Below are 16,984 nucleotides of genomic sequence, written 5' to 3' on the forward strand. Positions count from 1 at the left end.
GTTTGATTGCCGAAGCGCTACGTCTCACCATCGAAGGGGCCTACCCAGCCAGCATGCCGATTTCCAATGCGCGTGTCGACGATGGTTGGCTTACAGTCATTCGAAATCAATAGCCTTCCAACTGTTGTGCAAACCCGCTAGATTGACCGATTGCCGATGTCCATCGCCTCGTTGGGGCGATCAATTGGCTGGTGTGCGTTGCAGAGTTACTGCGCTTTGTACCGTCGGTAGCGATAACGCTCAAGGAACCGCCCGCCCATCGAATCGCAGGAGCTTGGCGTAGCAGCGTGCATCTTGGCAGCCGCCCGGCCCGCCCATGAAGAAACTCGGGCGTGATGACTGGTACCTAGTAACGTCGCCGGTACGTGTGGTAAGTTAGTTGGGCAAAGGAGGCACCTACATGGGCCAGTTAGTCGAATTGAAGCACCCGTTGGCTGCGCACCACGTTTCCGTGATGCGCGACGTCTCGACGCCTGCCTGGCTGTTTCGCCAGCAGGTGCATCGCGCCGCGGCACTGCTGGCCTTTGCTGCCACCGAAGATCTGCCACTCCGACCGCGCACCGTCGTCACGCCACTGGCCACGACAACTGGCCAGCAACTCGCATCGCGGATTGCCTTGGTCCCCATCTTGCGTGCCGGTCTGGGGCTGGTTGAACCGTTGCAGTCGTTGCTGCCAGAGGCTGAGGTTTGGCATCTGGGGATGTATCGTGATGAAGCCACGGCGCGACCGGTCGAGTACTATTGCCGATTGCCGGATGGCGATCCCTGCGACGTTGGATTCGTTTTAGATCCTATGTTGGCCACCGGTGGTAGCTTGGTTTCGGCCATCGAAGCGCTGCAACGCTGGGGCTGCCCCGATATTCGCGTGCTGAGCGTTATTGCCTCGCAGCCCGGCGTCGATCGCTTGCAACGCGAGTTCCCGAATCTCAAATTGTACGTGTGCGCAGTCGACCCTGAACTGGACAATAACAACTTCATCATACCCGGTCTGGGCGACGCCGGTGATCGAATTTTTAATACACGCTAGTTAGCCTTGTAGCTGTGTTCCCCAGAACGTGGCCTGTTCGGCCTACCTCCACATTCTGGAGGGCGTAGCTACTTGATTCGCAGACGGGGGGATGCTCATTACCTTATGGACTGTACGGGCGAGTGACGGGAACATCGCCGTAGGCGTGGACAGCATCGCAGATTTGTCGCAGTACGGTCTCCAGATTGCCGCCAGCTCGCTCGAAGCGGTCGGGGTTGATGGCTAGCGGTGCCCCGATAACAACCAATGGTGCACCAAAGCTGGGCGACTGAATGGCCTGATCGATCGACATCCCGCCGACCGCCTGCACAGGAATATCGACGGCTTGAACGACTTGGCGAAGTTGATCGAGCGGTGTGGGGGCGATATCTCCACGGGCAGCGATGCCGCGCCGCTCGTCGTAGCCGATGTGATGAATGATGAAGTCGCAGCCCAAATCTTGTAATTGCCGAGCACCGGCGACCATGTCGGGGCAGCCCAAGTTGTCACCCATTACTCCAATTCCGTAGTCCCTGCCCGCTTGGCAGACGACCTTGACTGTTTCTTCATGGGCGCGAGCCATCACCACGACAAAATTGGCACCGGCCTTGGCCATCATTTCGGCCTCCAAGTAGCCACCGTCCATCGTTTTCAAATCGGCCACGATGGGAGTCTCGGGAAATCTCGCTCGCAGCTCGCGAACGCAGCGTAGGCCCTCGGCCAAGATCAGCGGCGTGCCCGCTTCCAGCCAGTCGATACCGGCGCGGACCGCCAACTCGGCGGTCTCAACGGCTTCTTCGATCGTGGTAACGTCCAAGGATATCTGCACAACAGGTTTCATAGGTCACTCGCAAAGGGAGGAAACTGGCTAGGCCCGCAAGGGGCCGGGATCGACTTAAAAAAAGCGCTTCGGGCTGTTGTCTAACCGGCCATACACTCTAACATCTGTCCGTGAAGTGTGGGGCTGGCAGCGGCTACCAACAGTGGATTCCACAGATCGAAAGCATCGCCACGGAGATGCGAAAAAATTACCCCTGCTCGCTGGGCAATCAAATACCCGGCGGCGACATCCCAACACTTGACCGACGATGCCCAATAGGCATCCAAACTGCCTTCGGCCAAATAGCACAAATTCAGTGCGGCAGAACCCAGCCGTCGCAGCGACTGACAGCGTTCAAGCACACGCAAGAACTGTTCGACGGTCGGGTCGTCACGACGAACTGCCGGAGGAAAGCTACAGCAGACCAGGGCAGACGACAAATCTAGGCATGCGCTGGCCCGAATCGGCTTGCCGTCGCGCATGGCAGGCCCGTCATGAGTGGCGGTGTACAGGCTGTTACTCAGTGGATCGTATACGACGCCCAGCCTTACCTGGCCAGCCACGACCAGGGCAATTGATACGGAAAAACCGGCTAGCTGATGCACAAAATTGACGGTGCCATCCAGGGGATCAACAACCCACACCGGCTTGTTGCTGTCCAGTGCCGCTTGTTGCTCCTCGGCAGACGACTCTTCGCCTAAGAAAGCGTATTGCGGAAATCGTCCGGCTAGAAGACGCATAATCACCTGTTGCGAGGCTACATCGGCGTCGGTAACTAGATCAGCTTGAGCCTTTTCACGTACCGAGACCTTGCCCAAATGTTCCAAGAGAATGCGTCCTGCACCACGAGCGGCATCGCATGCAGCGGCTAATGGGTCTTGCACTTGTTCCGTCCAATTCAGTTTGCAGAGCAGGTGGTCATTCGTAGATCGGATAAAAGCAGCCAAAGGCTTGTTCGCAGAATTGACCTGGATCGTTGAAGCGCCGATGGCGATCTAATCGACTCAAGTCTTGCATTTCATCTTCGGACAATTGGAATTCGGTGGCCCCCAGATTCTCGCTTAATCGCTGAACCTGACTGGTTTTGGGAATGACTGACGTCCCGCGTTGCACGCCCCATCGCAATACTATTTGAGCCGCAGTCCGCAGATGTCGGGCGGCGATGTGCTGGACGATCGGTTCGTCCAACACCGATTCACGCTTGTCGGCCATTCCCAACGATACATACGAACCGGCTCCCAGCGGCGAAAACGCAGTTACCGCGATGCCTTCTTGCTGGCAGTACCGCAGCAATTTGGTCTGAGCCAAATACGGGTGCGCCTCCACCTGCAAGACGCTAGGGCGATTCGTAGCGTACGAGAGTAAGTCCCGGATTAAACTGACGCCAAAATTGCTGATGCCAATCTGGCGACATAGCCCCATGCGTTGCAACTCCTCCATGGCCGACCAGGTCTCAGCAATCGGCACAGCATCAGGGCGCATGCAGGGCTGCGAAGCGTCTGGGTCGTAGAACCAGCCAGGCGGGTAGCGCCTGTCAAAAGGTACGTACTGCAGCGCTATGGGGAAATGAATCAAATACAGGTCCAGGTAATCAACCCCCAGATCGCGCAGTGATCGTTCAATGGCTGGGCGTACATGTTCCGGTCGGTGATAGGTATTCCACAGTTTGCTGGTAATCCACAGCGCGTTGCGGCTGCACAGTCCTCGATCCAATGCAGCCCGAATTCCCAGCCCTGCCTGAACTTCATTGCCATAATCGCAGGCGGAGTCGATATGCCGATAGCCGCATTCAATTGCTGACTCGACCAACTGCGCTGTCGCTTCTTGAGGAATCTTCCATAAGCCGAGTCCTACGGGCGGCGGTTGGATTTGAACTGTCGATATACAGGTTGGACTGGCCACTATGCACTGCTTCTCATGATGACTTCTAATGGGCTGGCCAAGCCAACCACGGCGGCATGGCGATCATCCCAACCGCCTAAAATCTGGACTACCACGACCGGTTCGAATCTGAGAACGATCGCGGAACACCGTCGGTGTTGTCGGCCGGTGCTGCGACATCTTGGCCGGAGGATGCCGCTGCAGCAGACTGTTTTCGGCGCTGCAATCGCGTTGGAATGATGTCGCTGGCCAATCCTAAAAACTCCAGTAGCTTAATCTCGTAGTAGCTCAAGTCCAACTCCCACCAGCGATGTTGCACAGAAGCTGCCGACGGGTCTTCGTGGTGGTTGTTATGCCAACCTTCCCCGACAGACAGCAGTGCAACCAGCCAGTTGTTGCGACTGTCCTCGCCCGTTTGGTAGTTCTGGTAGCCAAACATGTGGCTCAGCGAGTTGACCGACCAGGTAATATGCCACACCGCGATCACTCGCATAACGACCGCCCACACGACCATACTAGACCCCATTTGCACGGCGTCACTGAACTGGCTGCTAAAAAAGTAACTGATCATCACTCCGAACAGGAAGAACACGGGCAACTGACCCAGGATATAGTAGAACTGGCGATATGCATTGGTCTCCAGCCGCATGTAAAACGGGTCGCGCAGTAAATCTTTGGAGAATTTCTGCAGACTGGCAATCGAGTACGTCTCGCGATTGATAAACATCAACCACCCCATGTGCGACCACAAGAAATTAACTCGCGGGCTATGAGGGTCGGGGACTTCATCGGAATGTACATGGTGCATTCGATGCACTGTAACCCAGCGAGCCGGAGTGTCTTCCATGCAACAAATGCCGATGATGGCGATCGCATGCTCCAGCCACTTAGGTGTCTTGAAACTGCGGTGCGTCAATAACCGATGGTAGCCGATCGTTATTCCCTGACCGAATAAGTGAATGCAACACAGGAAAGCAAAAAACGCTGGCCAACTGAACAAATACGGCCGCCAAGCCGACGGACCGAAGGCCAACAAAGCGAGCAGAACCACACCAAGCACATGAACCACAGCAATCGTGATGGCGTAAATTCGGTTTGGTATGAACGGAATGACTGGTGCAGGAACTGGGTTAGACATGATATTTTGACCTGCTCGGCAAATGGTTCAGTAAAGCCCCACTGGCAGATTGTCTCGCATATCGGACAAAAGACGAGTCCAAAAGTGAGTGCGGCGCTGATCGGCACGATCAGCGTGTTGGCTATACCGTTACCAACGTTAAAAACTGTCAATTCAAAAAAATGCACGCAGTAGCCAGGGGCGCAGCAGCTTGCAGCGACGGGATGCCGCACCCGCGCACAACTGCTCCATCTAACTGTGCGGGCAATACCGCGCGATTTTGGGGGGAACTGGTCGGATCGTCGCTTAGGTTGGTAGTTATGCGGCCTGCTGGCCGCGCAGCCCGGTGGACAGGCGAATCTACGAGTCGGGTTTGCCGGATTAAGCTTGGTCGTTGGCTGATTGTTTGCTGTCACGCCGTACTTTGGCGCGCGATGAGCCAAGTTCAAAAGTTGCGTGCGGTCGTCCCGCCAGACGCAACATTGACTGGCCCCAGCGCTGCATCATCCACGTTGCTTGACGCTGATTGTTCGCACGCGGACTATCGCCCGATTCATCGAACTGTTGGGCGGGCTCGTTGGTTTCAAGTTGCGGTTCAACAGGATGGACCGCCTGGCCAAACGTAATTTGGACTCGGGCTGGCATCAGCAATGGACTGAGCACTGACTCGCGAAATGGGCTGCCGTGCAAATACAGGGGGATGATGGGGACGCCCGCCTTGAGTGCAACCATGGCCGCGCCTGCGCGAACGGGCAATAGCGGAGCCGCAGTGACATTGATGCGACCCTCCGGAAACATGCCAACCAATCGTCCTTGCTGAGCATAACGCATGGCGATCTTGGTGGAATTGATATCTGTCCCACTGCGGTTGGTTGGAATGACCTGCAATGCCTTCATTAGCGCGCTCATCACCGGAATCTGACAGTACTCTTTAGCAACCATCCAGTGCACTCGTCGCTTGGCTGCCAACTGGATAAACATCGGATCGACGCTGCTGCGGTGATTGGGTGCCAAGATGGCGCCACTGCGTAGCTCTGGCGGTGGTGGATTGGTAAACTGGACACGCCAAAGGAGTCGTCCCAGCAGGTATGCAGGTAGGTACAGTACCGATTCAGAAAAGCCGTAATCGCTTTGCCACATCAACTTCAGGCCATAGCCGATTGCAACCAGACTCAGCCCCGCCAGCCAGACGAGCGACAACGTGAACGAGCCATCGGAGGTCCATGTTTCAAGCCAATTCCAAATCATGTTGGCATTCATCGTGGTGGTTTATTTCATCATCATGTATGGCATTAGCTATCTGGCCCAACGCCGAATTTCCAGCTCCGAGGAATTTCTGTTGGCTGGTCGCAGGTTGCCGTTGTCGTTGGCGTGGATGACGTTGCTGGCAACGTGGTTTGGAGCCGGTACCTTGTTGGCCGTGTCCGACGAGGTACGAGCGACTGGCATCCGCGCCGCAGCGCTTGACCCGTTGGGTGCCGGCTGCTGTTTGCTATTTGTAGCGGCTTTCGTTGCCGCGCCCATCTGGCGAATGAAAATTTCTACGGTCCCAGACTTTTTTCGTATTAAGTACGGAAGACAGGCCGAACTGATTTCGGCCTGCATTCTTGTGCCCAGCTATTTCGGCTGGATTGCTGCTCAGTTTACCGCCTTGGCAGCAGTGCTCCACTTATATTGGCAGATTCCGGTCAGCTACGGACTGCCATTGGTGGCCATCTTGGGAACGGGCTACACGCTGATGGGTGGCATGTGGTCGGTTACCTGGACCGATGCGGTACAGGTAACTTTGCTGTTGATTGGATTGGTCGTGCTAGCAGCCGTGGTGCTGTGGGAGCTGGGCAGTGGCAGTTGGTCCGGGGGGCTGGAGCGCATAATCAGCGGGACGCCTGCCGAAAAGCTAGTCCTGCTCCCCACGGAAAATCTTCGTGAGCTGTTAGGCTGGTTGGACTTGTTTATGATTGGCGCTCTGGGCAATGTGGCTGGGCAGGATTTGATGCAGCGAGTCTTCGCCAGCAATTCGCCCCGAACCGCTTCATGGGCCTGCGGTATCGCCGGAACAAGTTATTTGGCTTTTGGGTCGATTCCCGTCTTTTTGGCCATCGCTAGTGCACATTTGTTGCCCAATCATGCGTCGGATTCGATCTTGCCTATGCTCGTGCAAATGTGCTTTCACCCAGCTGTGGCGATCATTTTCATGCTGGCGTTGCTTTCCGCGATTTTATCGACGATCGACAGCGCTATCCTGTCTCCGGCCAGCATACTGACTATGAATTTCGTTCGCTCTAATGACGCCCAGAGGCTGTTGAGCTGGAATCGATTGGCTGTGGTTGGAGTGTCCCTTTGCAGCTTGGTGGTAGCCTATGCCGGCGAGAACGCCTACAAGCTGCTGGAAGAATCATACGCAGTGACACTGGTTGGACTGCTGGTGCCACTACTGTTTGGTCTATGGGTTACAAGACCATCGTCAGTCGCTGGAATCACCAGCATGATCGTTGGCAGTGGGGTGTGGCTGCAGCATTATCTGTGCGGCTGGAGCTACTTTCTGGAGGCATGGCTTGCGGAGTGGCACATGCCGGTGGCCATGATGGCCACTCTGTTGGCGGCGATTGCCTATATTGTCGTGGCCCTGTCCAGCCGCCAGACTGCGGCTGGCTGAAGCTGCAGGCGGATGTCGGTGGCCTGGCCAGTTGCCAATATCAATACAACAATAGCTTTCCTCAGCAGACCGGTGGAAGCAGGGGCTCCACCGTCTGGCGACACCAGCCACAGATTTGACCCCGGGTCACAAGGTGGCTATTGGTCATCCTGCTGAGCGACAAATCGTAGATAATAGAGCAGCGCTGCTACAGTTTTGGCGTCTTTAATTTCGTTGCTTTGTAGGAGCTCGATGGCTTGACGGGGAGTGACCAACCAAGTTTCGATCTGCTCGCCGTCTTGCAGGTCGCACGAGCCTGCCTCAAGCTGTGTGGCCAAGAATACGTGCATGCATTCGTTCAAAATGCCGGGCGACATACACATGGTCAACAGCGGCTGAATCTGGCCTGCGCGATAGCCGGTCTCTTCTGTCAATTCGCGGGCGGCGGTCTGCAGAGGGGGTTCGCCGGGTTCCAATGTACCGGCTGGAAGTTCGATTAACTGGGCATCGACGGCTACTCGATAATTGCGAATCAAACAAATCCGCCCGTCGGGCAACACAGGAATCACTACCGCAGCACCGGGATGCTGAATCACATCGCGTGCGGCAACTTGCCCCGAGTCCAATTCGTATTCCACCCGCTCGATTCGAAATCGATCGGACTCATACAGGCCGAGGCGCTGTCGAATACGTTGGCTCAACTGCAGCTCCTCAAATTACCTCGCATGCAAACGTAGCCTTGCGACGGTCCGGTACTACAGCGCTCAGTTGAGCACTGTCACAGTGCGGAACCGGCTATCACGCTTTAACCAGCCATCCGGCGATCTTCTTCGTCGGAGTAGAATTCGTCGCCTTGGGCGTTAGCCAAGCGGTATTGCATCAGATAAGCATCTTCGGTGGTGTCGGTGTAGTAGTCGCGTAACACCGAGATAGCACGAAAACCGAAATTCTTGAAAAACAGTTGTGCGTTGAGGTTGGTTTCGCGTACTTCCAACAGGATTTGGCAGCGACGGTCGGTCGATAGCTTGCTGACCAGCTTGTCCATCATAGCCGAGCCAATCGACTGACGACGCATTGCTGGATTGACTGCGAAATTCAGCAGATGCAGCCGATTCTTGTGCAATTCATAGATCATGAAGCCTACCACCTCTTCGTTCAACTCGGCAACCATACCAATGCAGTTGCGTTGGCGAAGGCAGCGAATGAATTCCTCTTCGCTCCAGGCGAACTCGAAGCTAGCCTCCTCGATGGCCAATACAGTAGGCATGTCACGGCGAATCATCCAACGAATGTGGACGCACGTTTGATTGCTTTCGGCGGTTGGCATTCCTTGTCTCCGCTAGGCTTTATCCTGCATGCACCGATCCACATCTGGATCGAATCGCATCGAAACTGGTGGGCGAATCGAACGCCCGCCTTCTCAGGTGGGATGTTACCAGAACCGTCGCGGGTAGCCAAGACGAGATATTCGCCATGTAACTTGCGCGCGATTATCGCCAAGTTTCACCTAGCCTTGGATTTGATCAAAGTGGTATAGCCAACTTGCCGTCTTCCGTTGACGTCGAATAGGTCCCTTTGATTGCTAGCCATCGAGCGTGGTTGCCGAGCTGGAGCTGCATATGTCGCATATCTTCGCCATACTTCGCGCCGCACATTGCCGCAGTACGCATCATTACTTTGCGATTGACGCGCTCAGGCAATTACAGTCACCGCAAGCACAACGACTTGGCAATTTATTGCTCAAGTATCACGACGACTATCTGCAAGGTGCGAACGCACCAGACACGAGCTTCAAAGATTTTACCAACCACGTCGTGCATGTATCGCAGAACAATTGGGGGGGAGCTCCTGGCAAGTGCCAAGAGTGGCTGGCCATCGCCCAAGATCATTTGGCCGGCTGTCGCTGGAAAAAAGCCGCCTATGCTTGCGGCGTGCTAAGTCATTACTTCACGGACCCGATCATGCCCTTGCATACCGGGTCGTTTGGGGGTGAAGAGATCGTACATCGTCCGCTGGAGTGGAGCATCTGTCGAGCGTACGATTCGATCTACGATCGTTACTTGCAACAGCAGTGTGTTGCCAGTTTTGAATTCGCGCAAGATCCGCAGTGGATTTGTAAGGCCGTGTTGGCTGCCGCCACAGTTTCGCATCGGCACGCCGGTCGGCTGATGGAACTGTACAAGCCACCCAGTAACACGAAAAACCCGCAGTGCGCGTTGGACGAACAGGTGCAGGACATCTTAGTGGAACTGTTTGCATTGGCCATTGGCGGTTGGTCCGGTGTGTTATCGCGTTTGGCTGATGAAACGACAGTTCAATTGCCACACGTCTCGCTGACCGTCACGTCGCTACTAGCTACCATCGATCTGCCGCTGGCCTGGGTAGCACGCCAAATATCTAATGCCAGTCAGCGCCGCGAAGTTCAGCGATTGCTAGATGAGTACCAAAAAACAGGGACCGTAGTTCGCAATCTGCCCGAAGAGCTTGGGGTCGTTAGTAAAGCCGCCGCTGCGCATCAAGAACAGAATTCGATTGACGGTTCGGTTCAATCCGCAACTGCCAACCAACAATTAGCGCGCAATGAGCCGGAAGCCACACGCTACATTTCGTTGTCTGTTGCCCGCGCCCAGCGTGAAGCGCAAGCAAAACAAACGGAATCGGCTGGCGATTCAGCTACTGGATCGGACGCCGATGCTCACCGAATTACCAACCAGAGCGCGGAGATGTCTGCCTGCCCAGCACTCAATCCAAGTCAGACGCGGCAGACACCTGCTATCGAAGTATGCAGGGTTGACGAGACGGTTGAAGCACCTACGGGTGGTCTGCGCATTCTGCCCGAATCGCTCAGCGAGACGACTCAGCCGACTAGCGCTCCCATTCCGCCGCGGATTGCCAGACCAACTGGTTGGCAGAGTAGCGTTGCCAAGCAGACCGTTCACTACGGTAGCCCATTGATCGAAGCTCCGTCGATTGGTCCCAAGACAGCCAAACGCTTAGCGGATATCGGCGTGCATTCCATTGCGCAATTGGTTGGCGCAAGCCCCGAGGAATTGGCCAGTGGTCTGACGGTTCGTTGGATCACCGATAGTCTCATCCGCGATTGGCAGGATCAAGCCCGCCTGGCGTGCGAAGTTCCCGGACTGTCCGGCACTGGAGCCCAATTGTTGGTGGCGCTAGGTTACCGCACTTCTTGGCAAGTTTGCACTGCCAACGCGGATCAACTGACTGCGCAGGTTGACAATCTATGTCAGACTGCGGACGGACAGCACATTCTGCGTTCTGCCAAACAGCCGATGGCAGAGGATATTCAGCGCTGGATCGAGGCGGCTCAGGGCTACGCCCGCCGTAGCGTAGCGGGTTGATTCCTGGGTCAATACATTCCGCCTAAAACATCCCACCACCCATGCCCATACCGGCGCCCACTGGCATTTGGAAAAGCTTTGGCGTTGTATTGCGCAAATTCATAGCGGTTAGCTCGCCTAGAAATTCTTCAATCTTTTCATGAGTCGTCAGTGGAGCGCTAATCACCATCACCGAACTGATCATGGACAATGTTGAAGTGCCACCTGAGGCGATCCAGCGATCAGGGTCAATAGAACTAAATATTGTCTGGACGACGTGTGATGCGTTCTCTGCGCTGGGCAGTACAAAGCTTAGGTCGTAGTATCTCAGGACGGGCTCCCTTTCAACGCTGGCTAGTGTAGTTATTTCAATACCGTACTCACGCACGGTGTAGGTCAGACTCAGTGGCCGCAAAACCTGCTTGAGCGCCGCTCGCAAGCTGATCGGTCCTGGCCGCTCAAGTGTAATAGGAGCATCGGACGCAATTCCGTCGTTTTCCAATTCAGCGAGATCAATGAATATCGGGCATTGATAGTCGTTGGCCAAAATCTTTATGACTTGATTTAGTGGCTGACCGTTGAATGCGAGTTCGTTGGGTAAATCGCTCTGGAGTTTGTCATAGGCAGCTTCAAACTTTTGGCGCGACCGAGTCGCCGACTCCATCCAACGTGGAGTTTCGCCAAACGGGCGCTGCCAAGAGATCGCGGGTCTCTCCCTGAGAGTTGCGCTGGGCAAGCCGTTCGTCGGTAGCAATACTTCGCGTTTATCCCCAGACTGTTTGGTGGGAGTACTGGTCGCAGAACCGAATGAATCTGAAGGCGAATCAGCCAATTTTCTGTCTTCCGCAAAAGGATTATCCGATCCGTCCGCATCTTTTGACGCGACTGGGGTGGTCTGCCCTACGGTGGATGGAGAGGGCCCGCCAGCAAGTGAAAATGGTGCCAAGTCCGCTTGTTCTTGAGCATCCTGGCTGTTCAGTACCAACGCGCTGTCGCCGGTAGCCCGAGCTCCCGGCCCCTCTGCAATCACCGAGTAGGCGGCCAGCGAACCGGCTATCGCCAGTAGTCCTGCGGTGATCGCCAATTTTGGAGGCAATGTAGCCATCGACAATTCTCCTCGTATAAGCGCCGAAACATCTGGGGAAGAGGCCGGATCGCTTGGCGAAGCGCCTCCGGCACCACAGTGGGGCAGCAAATTGTTCGTCCAGATAATTGTGTTGGCCGCATGGACGTGTTGTTGGAACCAGCCGGAGGCTGCCATGATAATCGACAGACTGACGCCGCGGCTAGCCAGACGCGTCCGCAATAGGCGGCGTCCGCGCCGCAAACGACCCTCGACCGCTGAAATGCTCAAGTCCATTCGAAAGGCGATCTCGGCAACGCTGTAGCCCAGCAAGTAGTGCTCAACCAACGGTGCCTGCAATTTGCCGGGCAACTTGGTCAGTTCCGAGTTCAGCATTTCCAGCTCCATCGACCGCGCTAGCTCAACCAGCGGGTCATCATGAATCGCAGGTTGCAGACCTGCGACAGACTGGTCGGACTGTCCGCTCCTCAGCGCACCGCTGCGCCGGCGTTGGCTTCTGAGGCGGCTGGCCGTTCGATATGCCACGCCGTGTAACCAGGCAGCCAAGCTATTCTTGTGGCGAATCTTGTTCGCCGAACGCATTAGAATTAAAAACGTGGCTTGAAAGGCGTCTTCTGCATCCGAGGGATTACACAGGTTCAACCTGCAAATACTGGCTACCAGTGGCGAATAGCGGATAACCAATTTCTCCATTGCGCTGCGGTCGCTGGCATACAAGAACCTAGCCAATAGCTCGGCATCGGTTTCGATGCGTGCCTGCTGCTCGGGTTCTAACAAAAAACGCAGTTGCTTGGCCGGAATGTCCTCTGCAGAAGTATCCGGCAGCGGCGACGGCTGATTTAGCACAGTAGTGTTTGGGCGAGTTGGCTGCATGACGCCATTTTAGTGCACCCACTGCCGCCCGCCGGGCGCGAATTCTTAAAAACTACTGACAATTCTTGGGGATTGCCATGAGTTCGTAGGTAACCGTGATCGAACAATGTCCCCCAATCGTTCGTTCACGGCGAAGGTTCGACTCTCAAGCGGCCGGTTCAGCGCAGGCCGAGCAACCGCGCGGGGAGTTGCCCGCGCGGCCAAACGAGCTCAGTGATTACTTGTTTTCAGCGGTGACACCTGGCCAATCGTCGGTACGGAAGGGAGTCAGCGGTAGTCCTGCCCCGTCATACATGTTGCACTTGGGATTGTCGGCCCAGGCGTAACGGACCGATTGCGGATTGGCGACCGCCGGACTGGAGACTTCAATGCGATTGTCGGGCAAGACTTTAGCATCGGCCCATACGAATTTCTGGTCTTCACCGGCAATGGCAAATCCCACCGGCTGAACGACATCAAACGGCCGCCAACCGTGGTCCAAGTCTTGAAAGGTCAGCACAATCTTATTGCCTTGCCGCTCCATCGACTGATAACGTGGGCTCTTGGCCGCTATGGCAACACCGTAGTCATTGGCCAGCGCCAGTCGGGCCAACCGGCGGCCAACGTCTACTTTGTTGCGCGGGTGAATGTCGCGTCCTTCGCCGATATCGATAATTACGGCTTGTCCGGTCTTGGGTAGTCGATCCAGTGTCATCGTTTGAGCTTCACGCAGCTCCGCCCAAGCACTATTGCCAGGTTCCGAAACTTCGGCTTGGAAGTCGGCTAATTGTACCCAATAAAACGGAAAATCTCCTTGAGCCCACTCTTGTCGCCAACTGGATATCATCAAGGGGAACAAGTCGCGATATTGATAGGCACGGCCTGCATTGGATTCGCCTTGATACCATATTGCGCCGCGAATCCCGTAGCCCAAGTGGCTCTTGAGAACGCCGTTGTAGATATTGGCCGGACGATGGTTGCCACGCAAGCGACCTTCCAATGTCTTCAACTTCTTTTGGTCGTCCGTAGAGAGCGAATCACCCTGTTTGGCCAGTTCTGATGCCGTAGCGGCTTCGGCATCCCAGGCTGCAAGCAAATTCGCATAATCGCCTGCGCCTTCCAGGACAGGACGGCTGATCCAGGCTTCGCAAGCCGAACCGCCCCAAGCGTTGTTGATCATGCCAATGGGCACATCCAGAGTTTGATGAAGCTGGCGAGCAAAAAAGTAGCCCACCGCCGAGAACGATGCTACGGTGTCGGGCGAGCACACCTGCCACTTCGATTTTTCATGTTCCCAAATTGGTTCCTGAGAGCCAATTTGTGGAAAATTAATCATCCGTACACCTGGATATTTGGCGGCTAGTCTCTCCAGGTCGGCATCATTGGACAGTTGCACATTCCACTGCATGTTGGACTGACCAGAGCAAATCCATACTTCACCCACCAGCACATCAGACAGCTTAATTACGTTCGTGCCAGTAATTGTCAGCTCATGAGGTCCACCGGCCGGCAACGACGTCAGTACGACATGCCAATTGCCATCGGCAGCAGCGGTTGTGACGTGGCTTTGCTCGGCGATAGACACCGTTACTCGCTCACCCGCAGCGGCTCGCCCCCAGACTTTATTGGGTTGCTGTTGCTGCAAGACCATGTGATCGCTAAACACATTTGGCACGCGCACTTCAGCCAGCGCCGATCCGCCAGCCAGCGTCGCAATCAATACAACAAATTGGTATAGGTGAGGCAATTTCATCATAGTTTTTCCCGTAACAAGTGTAGTTGTTTTGGACTTCAAGCCAGGAAAGGCCTGAGGCGCGTGACGCGTAACTAAACGCGGAGCATGATTATACCACATGCGACCGGAAACATCGGGCGAAAGCAAGTTGTACTTGGGTGGTCCGCAGAATGCACATAGAGTGGGCCGTGAAGCGATCTATGGCTCAACTGCGAGTTTTTCGCCGCAGTCCAGCTGGACAAATCGTATCTGGCTGGGTTGATGCAGGCGGCCAGTGGCACCTGCTCAGGAAATGTACTCTGCCCGTAGGAACCGTCTGCCCGGCGGCTATAATACTCGCCTATCAGGTAACGCCAACGAATCCACAGCACCTCACAGCAAGAATCCCGTAAATTCGAAAGAGAGTCGATGTCGGCATCATCAGCGCCTCAATGCTCCAGCAGTACTCAACAACACCGCGATTGCGCGCCCGAACGTTTAGGACTGGCTGTGATCACGGTCAGCGATACGCGCACTATCGAAACCGATCGTAGCGGACAGTTGCTGGTGGATAGTTTGAGCGCTGCTGGACACACGATTGCAGTCAGGCAAATCGTCAAAGACGAACCGGATCAGATTGTAGCTGCGATTCAGGCGTTGCGGCAGAATACTCTGGTAGATGCGGTCTTGCTAACGGGAGGCACGGGGCTTTCTCCGCGCGATCGCACACCGGAAGCGGTTGAGCCGCTATTGGAGGCTCACATACCGGGCTTCGGAGAATTGTTTCGCTGGTTGAGCTATCAAGAAATCGGTGCCGCAGCCATGCTCAGCCGGGCATTTGCAGGCCGAATGGGCAATCAAATCATTTTTTGCCTGCCAGGTTCAACAGCCGCAGTTCGCTTGGCTCTCGAAAAACTGCTGGTACCCGAGTTGCCGCATCTCGTCTTCCATGCGCGCAACCCGTAGGGCACGTACAGCATGCACAAAGTAGGGCGTGTGTAACACTCCTGAAGTGGTTGTACGAACACCTATCTGGTCGGCGCGTTTGGCGGTTAAGAGCCACTTCACGCAATCTACAGGCTCTAGGCGCTGACGAGCGTAGCTGCTTTTGCCTACGCCAGAATGTCCTGCACGACATTGCCGTGAATGTCGGTTAATCGGTAATCGCGACCTTGGAAGCGGAAGGTCAATTGTTTGTGGTCCAGCCCCAGCAGGTGCAAAATGGTAGCGTGCAGGTCATGCACATGAACAGGGCTCTCGGCCACATTAAATCCCAATTCATCGGTAGCTCCATAGACCATGCCAGGTTTGACACCACCGCCGGCCAGCCACATCGTGAACGAATTGGGATGATGATCGCGTCCATCGTTGCCGCCCTGCACCATCGGGGTCCGGCCGAATTCACCGCCCCAAATCACCAGTGTCTCTTCCAGCAGACCGTGTCGCTTGAGATCGGCCACCAGTGCCGCGCAGGCTTGATCGGTATTCTTACAGTTTTTCTTCAAATCCGATTTCAGCCCGCCATGTTGATCCCATGATTCGTGAAACAGCTGTACAAATCGCACACCTTGCTGGACCAACCGCCGTGCCAGCAGGCAGTTACTGGCAAACGACGACTCGCCGCGCTGAATACCATAAGACTCCAGAACGCTATCGGGTTCATTGGCCAAGTTCATGACGGCGGGTGCACTTTCCTGCATGCGATACGCCATCTCGTAGGAGGCCACGCGGGTGGCAATTTCTGGATCGCCAAGCTCCTCCAGTCGGCCGCGATTCAGCGCTTCCAGAGCATCCAACGTTTGGCGTTGCATTTGTCGATCGACGCCCGCCGGATTACTCAGATACAGCACGGGATCGCTACCAGAACGGAATTCGACTCCCGAATGGAGTGTCGGCAAAAAGCCGCTATGCCAATTGCCGCTGCCGGCGCTGGGCCCCTTTTGTCCGCTGTTCATGACCACGTAGGCGGGTAGATCGCGCGACGGACTGCCCAGCGCGTAGGTGACCCAGGCACCCATACTGGGACGTCCAAACTGTTGCGTTCCAGTGCTCATCATCAACTGCGCCGGCGCGTGATTGAAGGCGTCGGTTGTCATCGAGCGAATGATGCATAGGTCGTCAACCATGGCCGCCGTGTGCGGCAGTAGTTCAGAAATCTCCGCTCCGCTATGACCATGTTTGGCGAATTGGAATTTGGGTCCAAGCAAAGTTGAATTAGGGTTGATGAAGGCGGCTCGGTATCCCTGCAACAAATCGGCCGGCGGCAGGGTTCCATCCAGTTTTTCCAGCGTGGGTTTGTAGTCGAACAACTCCAATTGGCTAGGGCCACCGCCCATGAACAGCAGAATCACATTCTTGGCGCGGCCTGGGAAATGTGGCGCTCGCGGTGCCAGCGGATCGCGCGCGTCAGCGGCTACCAAGTCGTCTTGGGCGATTAGCGTAGACAAGGCTACTGCTCCCAAGCCAATTCCACATTGCTGGAGGAACCAGCGCCGCGCCACGTTGTTGGCAGTCTCGATTTCTGGTTTTTGCAT

General features: G+C 55.5%; 14 protein-coding genes. 4 read left to right on the plus strand and 10 right to left on the minus strand.

What is annotated here, in order from left to right; all coding sequences use genetic code 11:
* The first annotated feature begins 400 nt into the window (after positions 1 to 400).
* Complete coding sequence (gene upp / locus KF752_06835) at positions 401 to 1,027, plus strand: uracil phosphoribosyltransferase (protein ID MBX3421257.1); 627 nt, start codon at positions 401 to 403, stop codon at positions 1,025 to 1,027.
* A 103-nt stretch (positions 1,028 to 1,130) separates the two neighbouring features.
* Here the strand turns inward: upp and KF752_06840 are convergent, their stop codons facing one another.
* The 5 genes from KF752_06840 to KF752_06860 all read right to left on the minus strand — a co-directional run bounded on the left by KF752_06840 (position 1,131) and on the right by KF752_06860 (position 6,084).
* Positions 1,131 to 1,847, minus strand: coding sequence for an orotidine 5'-phosphate decarboxylase (locus tag KF752_06840; protein MBX3421258.1), 717 nt, complete (start codon positions 1,845 to 1,847; stop codon positions 1,131 to 1,133).
* Positions 1,848 to 1,927: 80 nt separating this feature from the next.
* Complete coding sequence (locus KF752_06845) at positions 1,928 to 2,710, minus strand: inositol monophosphatase (protein MBX3421259.1); 783 nt, start codon at positions 2,708 to 2,710, stop codon at positions 1,928 to 1,930.
* A gap of 34 nt (positions 2,711 to 2,744) precedes the next feature.
* On the minus strand, positions 2,745 to 3,710 hold the full coding sequence (locus KF752_06850) for an aldo/keto reductase (GenBank protein MBX3421260.1): 966 nt from the start codon (positions 3,708 to 3,710) through the stop codon (positions 2,745 to 2,747).
* A 106-nt stretch (positions 3,711 to 3,816) separates the two neighbouring features.
* Entirely contained in the window at positions 3,817 to 4,845 is a 1,029-nt protein-coding gene (locus tag KF752_06855; GenBank protein MBX3421261.1) for a fatty acid desaturase, read from the minus strand.
* 360 nt (positions 4,846 to 5,205) lie between these two features.
* Positions 5,206 to 6,084: a 1-acyl-sn-glycerol-3-phosphate acyltransferase gene (locus tag KF752_06860; GenBank protein ID MBX3421262.1), complete on the minus strand. Its 879-nt coding sequence runs from the start codon at positions 6,082 to 6,084 to the stop codon at positions 5,206 to 5,208.
* Here KF752_06860 and KF752_06865 point away from each other — a divergent pair.
* Positions 6,071 to 7,480: a sodium:solute symporter family protein gene (locus tag KF752_06865; protein ID MBX3421263.1), complete on the plus strand. Its 1,410-nt coding sequence runs from the start codon at positions 6,071 to 6,073 to the stop codon at positions 7,478 to 7,480. The two genes, KF752_06860 and KF752_06865, sit on opposite strands and share 14 nt — an antisense overlap.
* A 137-nt stretch (positions 7,481 to 7,617) precedes the next feature.
* Here the strand turns inward: KF752_06865 and KF752_06870 are convergent, their stop codons facing one another.
* The gene (locus tag KF752_06870; protein ID MBX3421264.1) at positions 7,618 to 8,130 is read right to left on the minus strand and encodes an NUDIX hydrolase; all 513 of its coding nucleotides are present in this window, start codon (positions 8,128 to 8,130) and stop codon (positions 7,618 to 7,620) included.
* 134 nt (positions 8,131 to 8,264) lie between these two features.
* Entirely contained in the window at positions 8,265 to 8,741 is a 477-nt protein-coding gene (gene rimI, locus KF752_06875; GenBank protein MBX3421265.1) for a ribosomal protein S18-alanine N-acetyltransferase, read from the minus strand.
* A gap of 337 nt (positions 8,742 to 9,078) precedes the next feature.
* On the opposite strand from rimI, the gene KF752_06880 reads away from it, so the two are divergent.
* Positions 9,079 to 10,821 carry a DUF4332 domain-containing protein gene (locus tag KF752_06880; protein ID MBX3421266.1) on the plus strand — a complete coding sequence of 581 codons (1,743 nt, stop codon included), beginning with the start codon at positions 9,079 to 9,081 and terminating at the stop codon, positions 10,819 to 10,821.
* Between the two features lie 22 nt (positions 10,822 to 10,843).
* Here KF752_06880 and KF752_06885 read toward each other — a convergent pair whose 3' ends face one another.
* Together KF752_06885 and KF752_06890 are read right to left on the minus strand one after the other, a co-directional pair.
* Positions 10,844 to 12,757 carry a sigma-70 family RNA polymerase sigma factor gene (locus KF752_06885; protein ID MBX3421267.1) on the minus strand — a complete coding sequence of 638 codons (1,914 nt, stop codon included), beginning with the start codon at positions 12,755 to 12,757 and terminating at the stop codon, positions 10,844 to 10,846.
* Positions 12,758 to 12,974: 217 nt separating this feature from the next.
* A complete protein-coding gene (locus KF752_06890) occupies positions 12,975 to 14,489 on the minus strand; it encodes a sialate O-acetylesterase (protein ID MBX3421268.1) in 1,515 nt (504 codons plus the stop codon).
* 390 nt (positions 14,490 to 14,879) lie between these two features.
* Here KF752_06890 and KF752_06895 point away from each other — a divergent pair, with 390 nt between their 5' ends.
* Positions 14,880 to 15,416, plus strand: a complete 537-nt coding sequence (locus tag KF752_06895; GenBank protein ID MBX3421269.1) for a MogA/MoaB family molybdenum cofactor biosynthesis protein — start codon at positions 14,880 to 14,882, stop codon at positions 15,414 to 15,416.
* A gap of 146 nt (positions 15,417 to 15,562) precedes the next feature.
* On the opposite strand, the gene KF752_06900 is transcribed toward KF752_06895, so the two are convergent.
* Complete coding sequence (locus tag KF752_06900; GenBank protein ID MBX3421270.1) at positions 15,563 to 16,984, minus strand: DUF1501 domain-containing protein; 1,422 nt, start codon at positions 16,982 to 16,984, stop codon at positions 15,563 to 15,565.

This window comes from Pirellulaceae bacterium, from assembly GCA_019636385.1.
GTDB lineage: Bacteria > Planctomycetota > Planctomycetia > Pirellulales > Pirellulaceae > Aureliella.

Coding starts and splice junctions, on each gene's coding strand:
- KF752_06860 (MBX3421262.1), bottom strand. CDS start 6,084: ATGAATGCCAACATGATTTGGAATTGGCTTGAAACATGGACCTCCGAT.
- KF752_06865 (MBX3421263.1), top strand. CDS start 6,071: ATGTTGGCATTCATCGTGGTGGTTTATTTCATCATCATGTATGGCATT.
- rimI (MBX3421265.1), bottom strand. CDS start 8,741: ATGATTCGCCGTGACATGCCTACTGTATTGGCCATCGAGGAGGCTAGC.
- upp (MBX3421257.1), top strand. CDS start 401: ATGGGCCAGTTAGTCGAATTGAAGCACCCGTTGGCTGCGCACCACGTT.
- KF752_06880 (MBX3421266.1), top strand. CDS start 9,079: ATGTCGCATATCTTCGCCATACTTCGCGCCGCACATTGCCGCAGTACG.
- KF752_06840 (MBX3421258.1), bottom strand. CDS start 1,847: ATGAAACCTGTTGTGCAGATATCCTTGGACGTTACCACGATCGAAGAA.
- KF752_06885 (MBX3421267.1), bottom strand. CDS start 12,757: ATGCAGCCAACTCGCCCAAACACTACTGTGCTAAATCAGCCGTCGCCG.
- KF752_06855 (MBX3421261.1), bottom strand. CDS start 4,845: ATGTCTAACCCAGTTCCTGCACCAGTCATTCCGTTCATACCAAACCGA.
- KF752_06890 (MBX3421268.1), bottom strand. CDS start 14,489: ATGAAATTGCCTCACCTATACCAATTTGTTGTATTGATTGCGACGCTG.
- KF752_06900 (MBX3421270.1), bottom strand. CDS start 16,984: ATGCAAAAACCAGAAATCGAGACTGCCAACAACGTGGCGCGGCGCTGG.
- KF752_06895 (MBX3421269.1), top strand. CDS start 14,880: ATGTCGGCATCATCAGCGCCTCAATGCTCCAGCAGTACTCAACAACAC.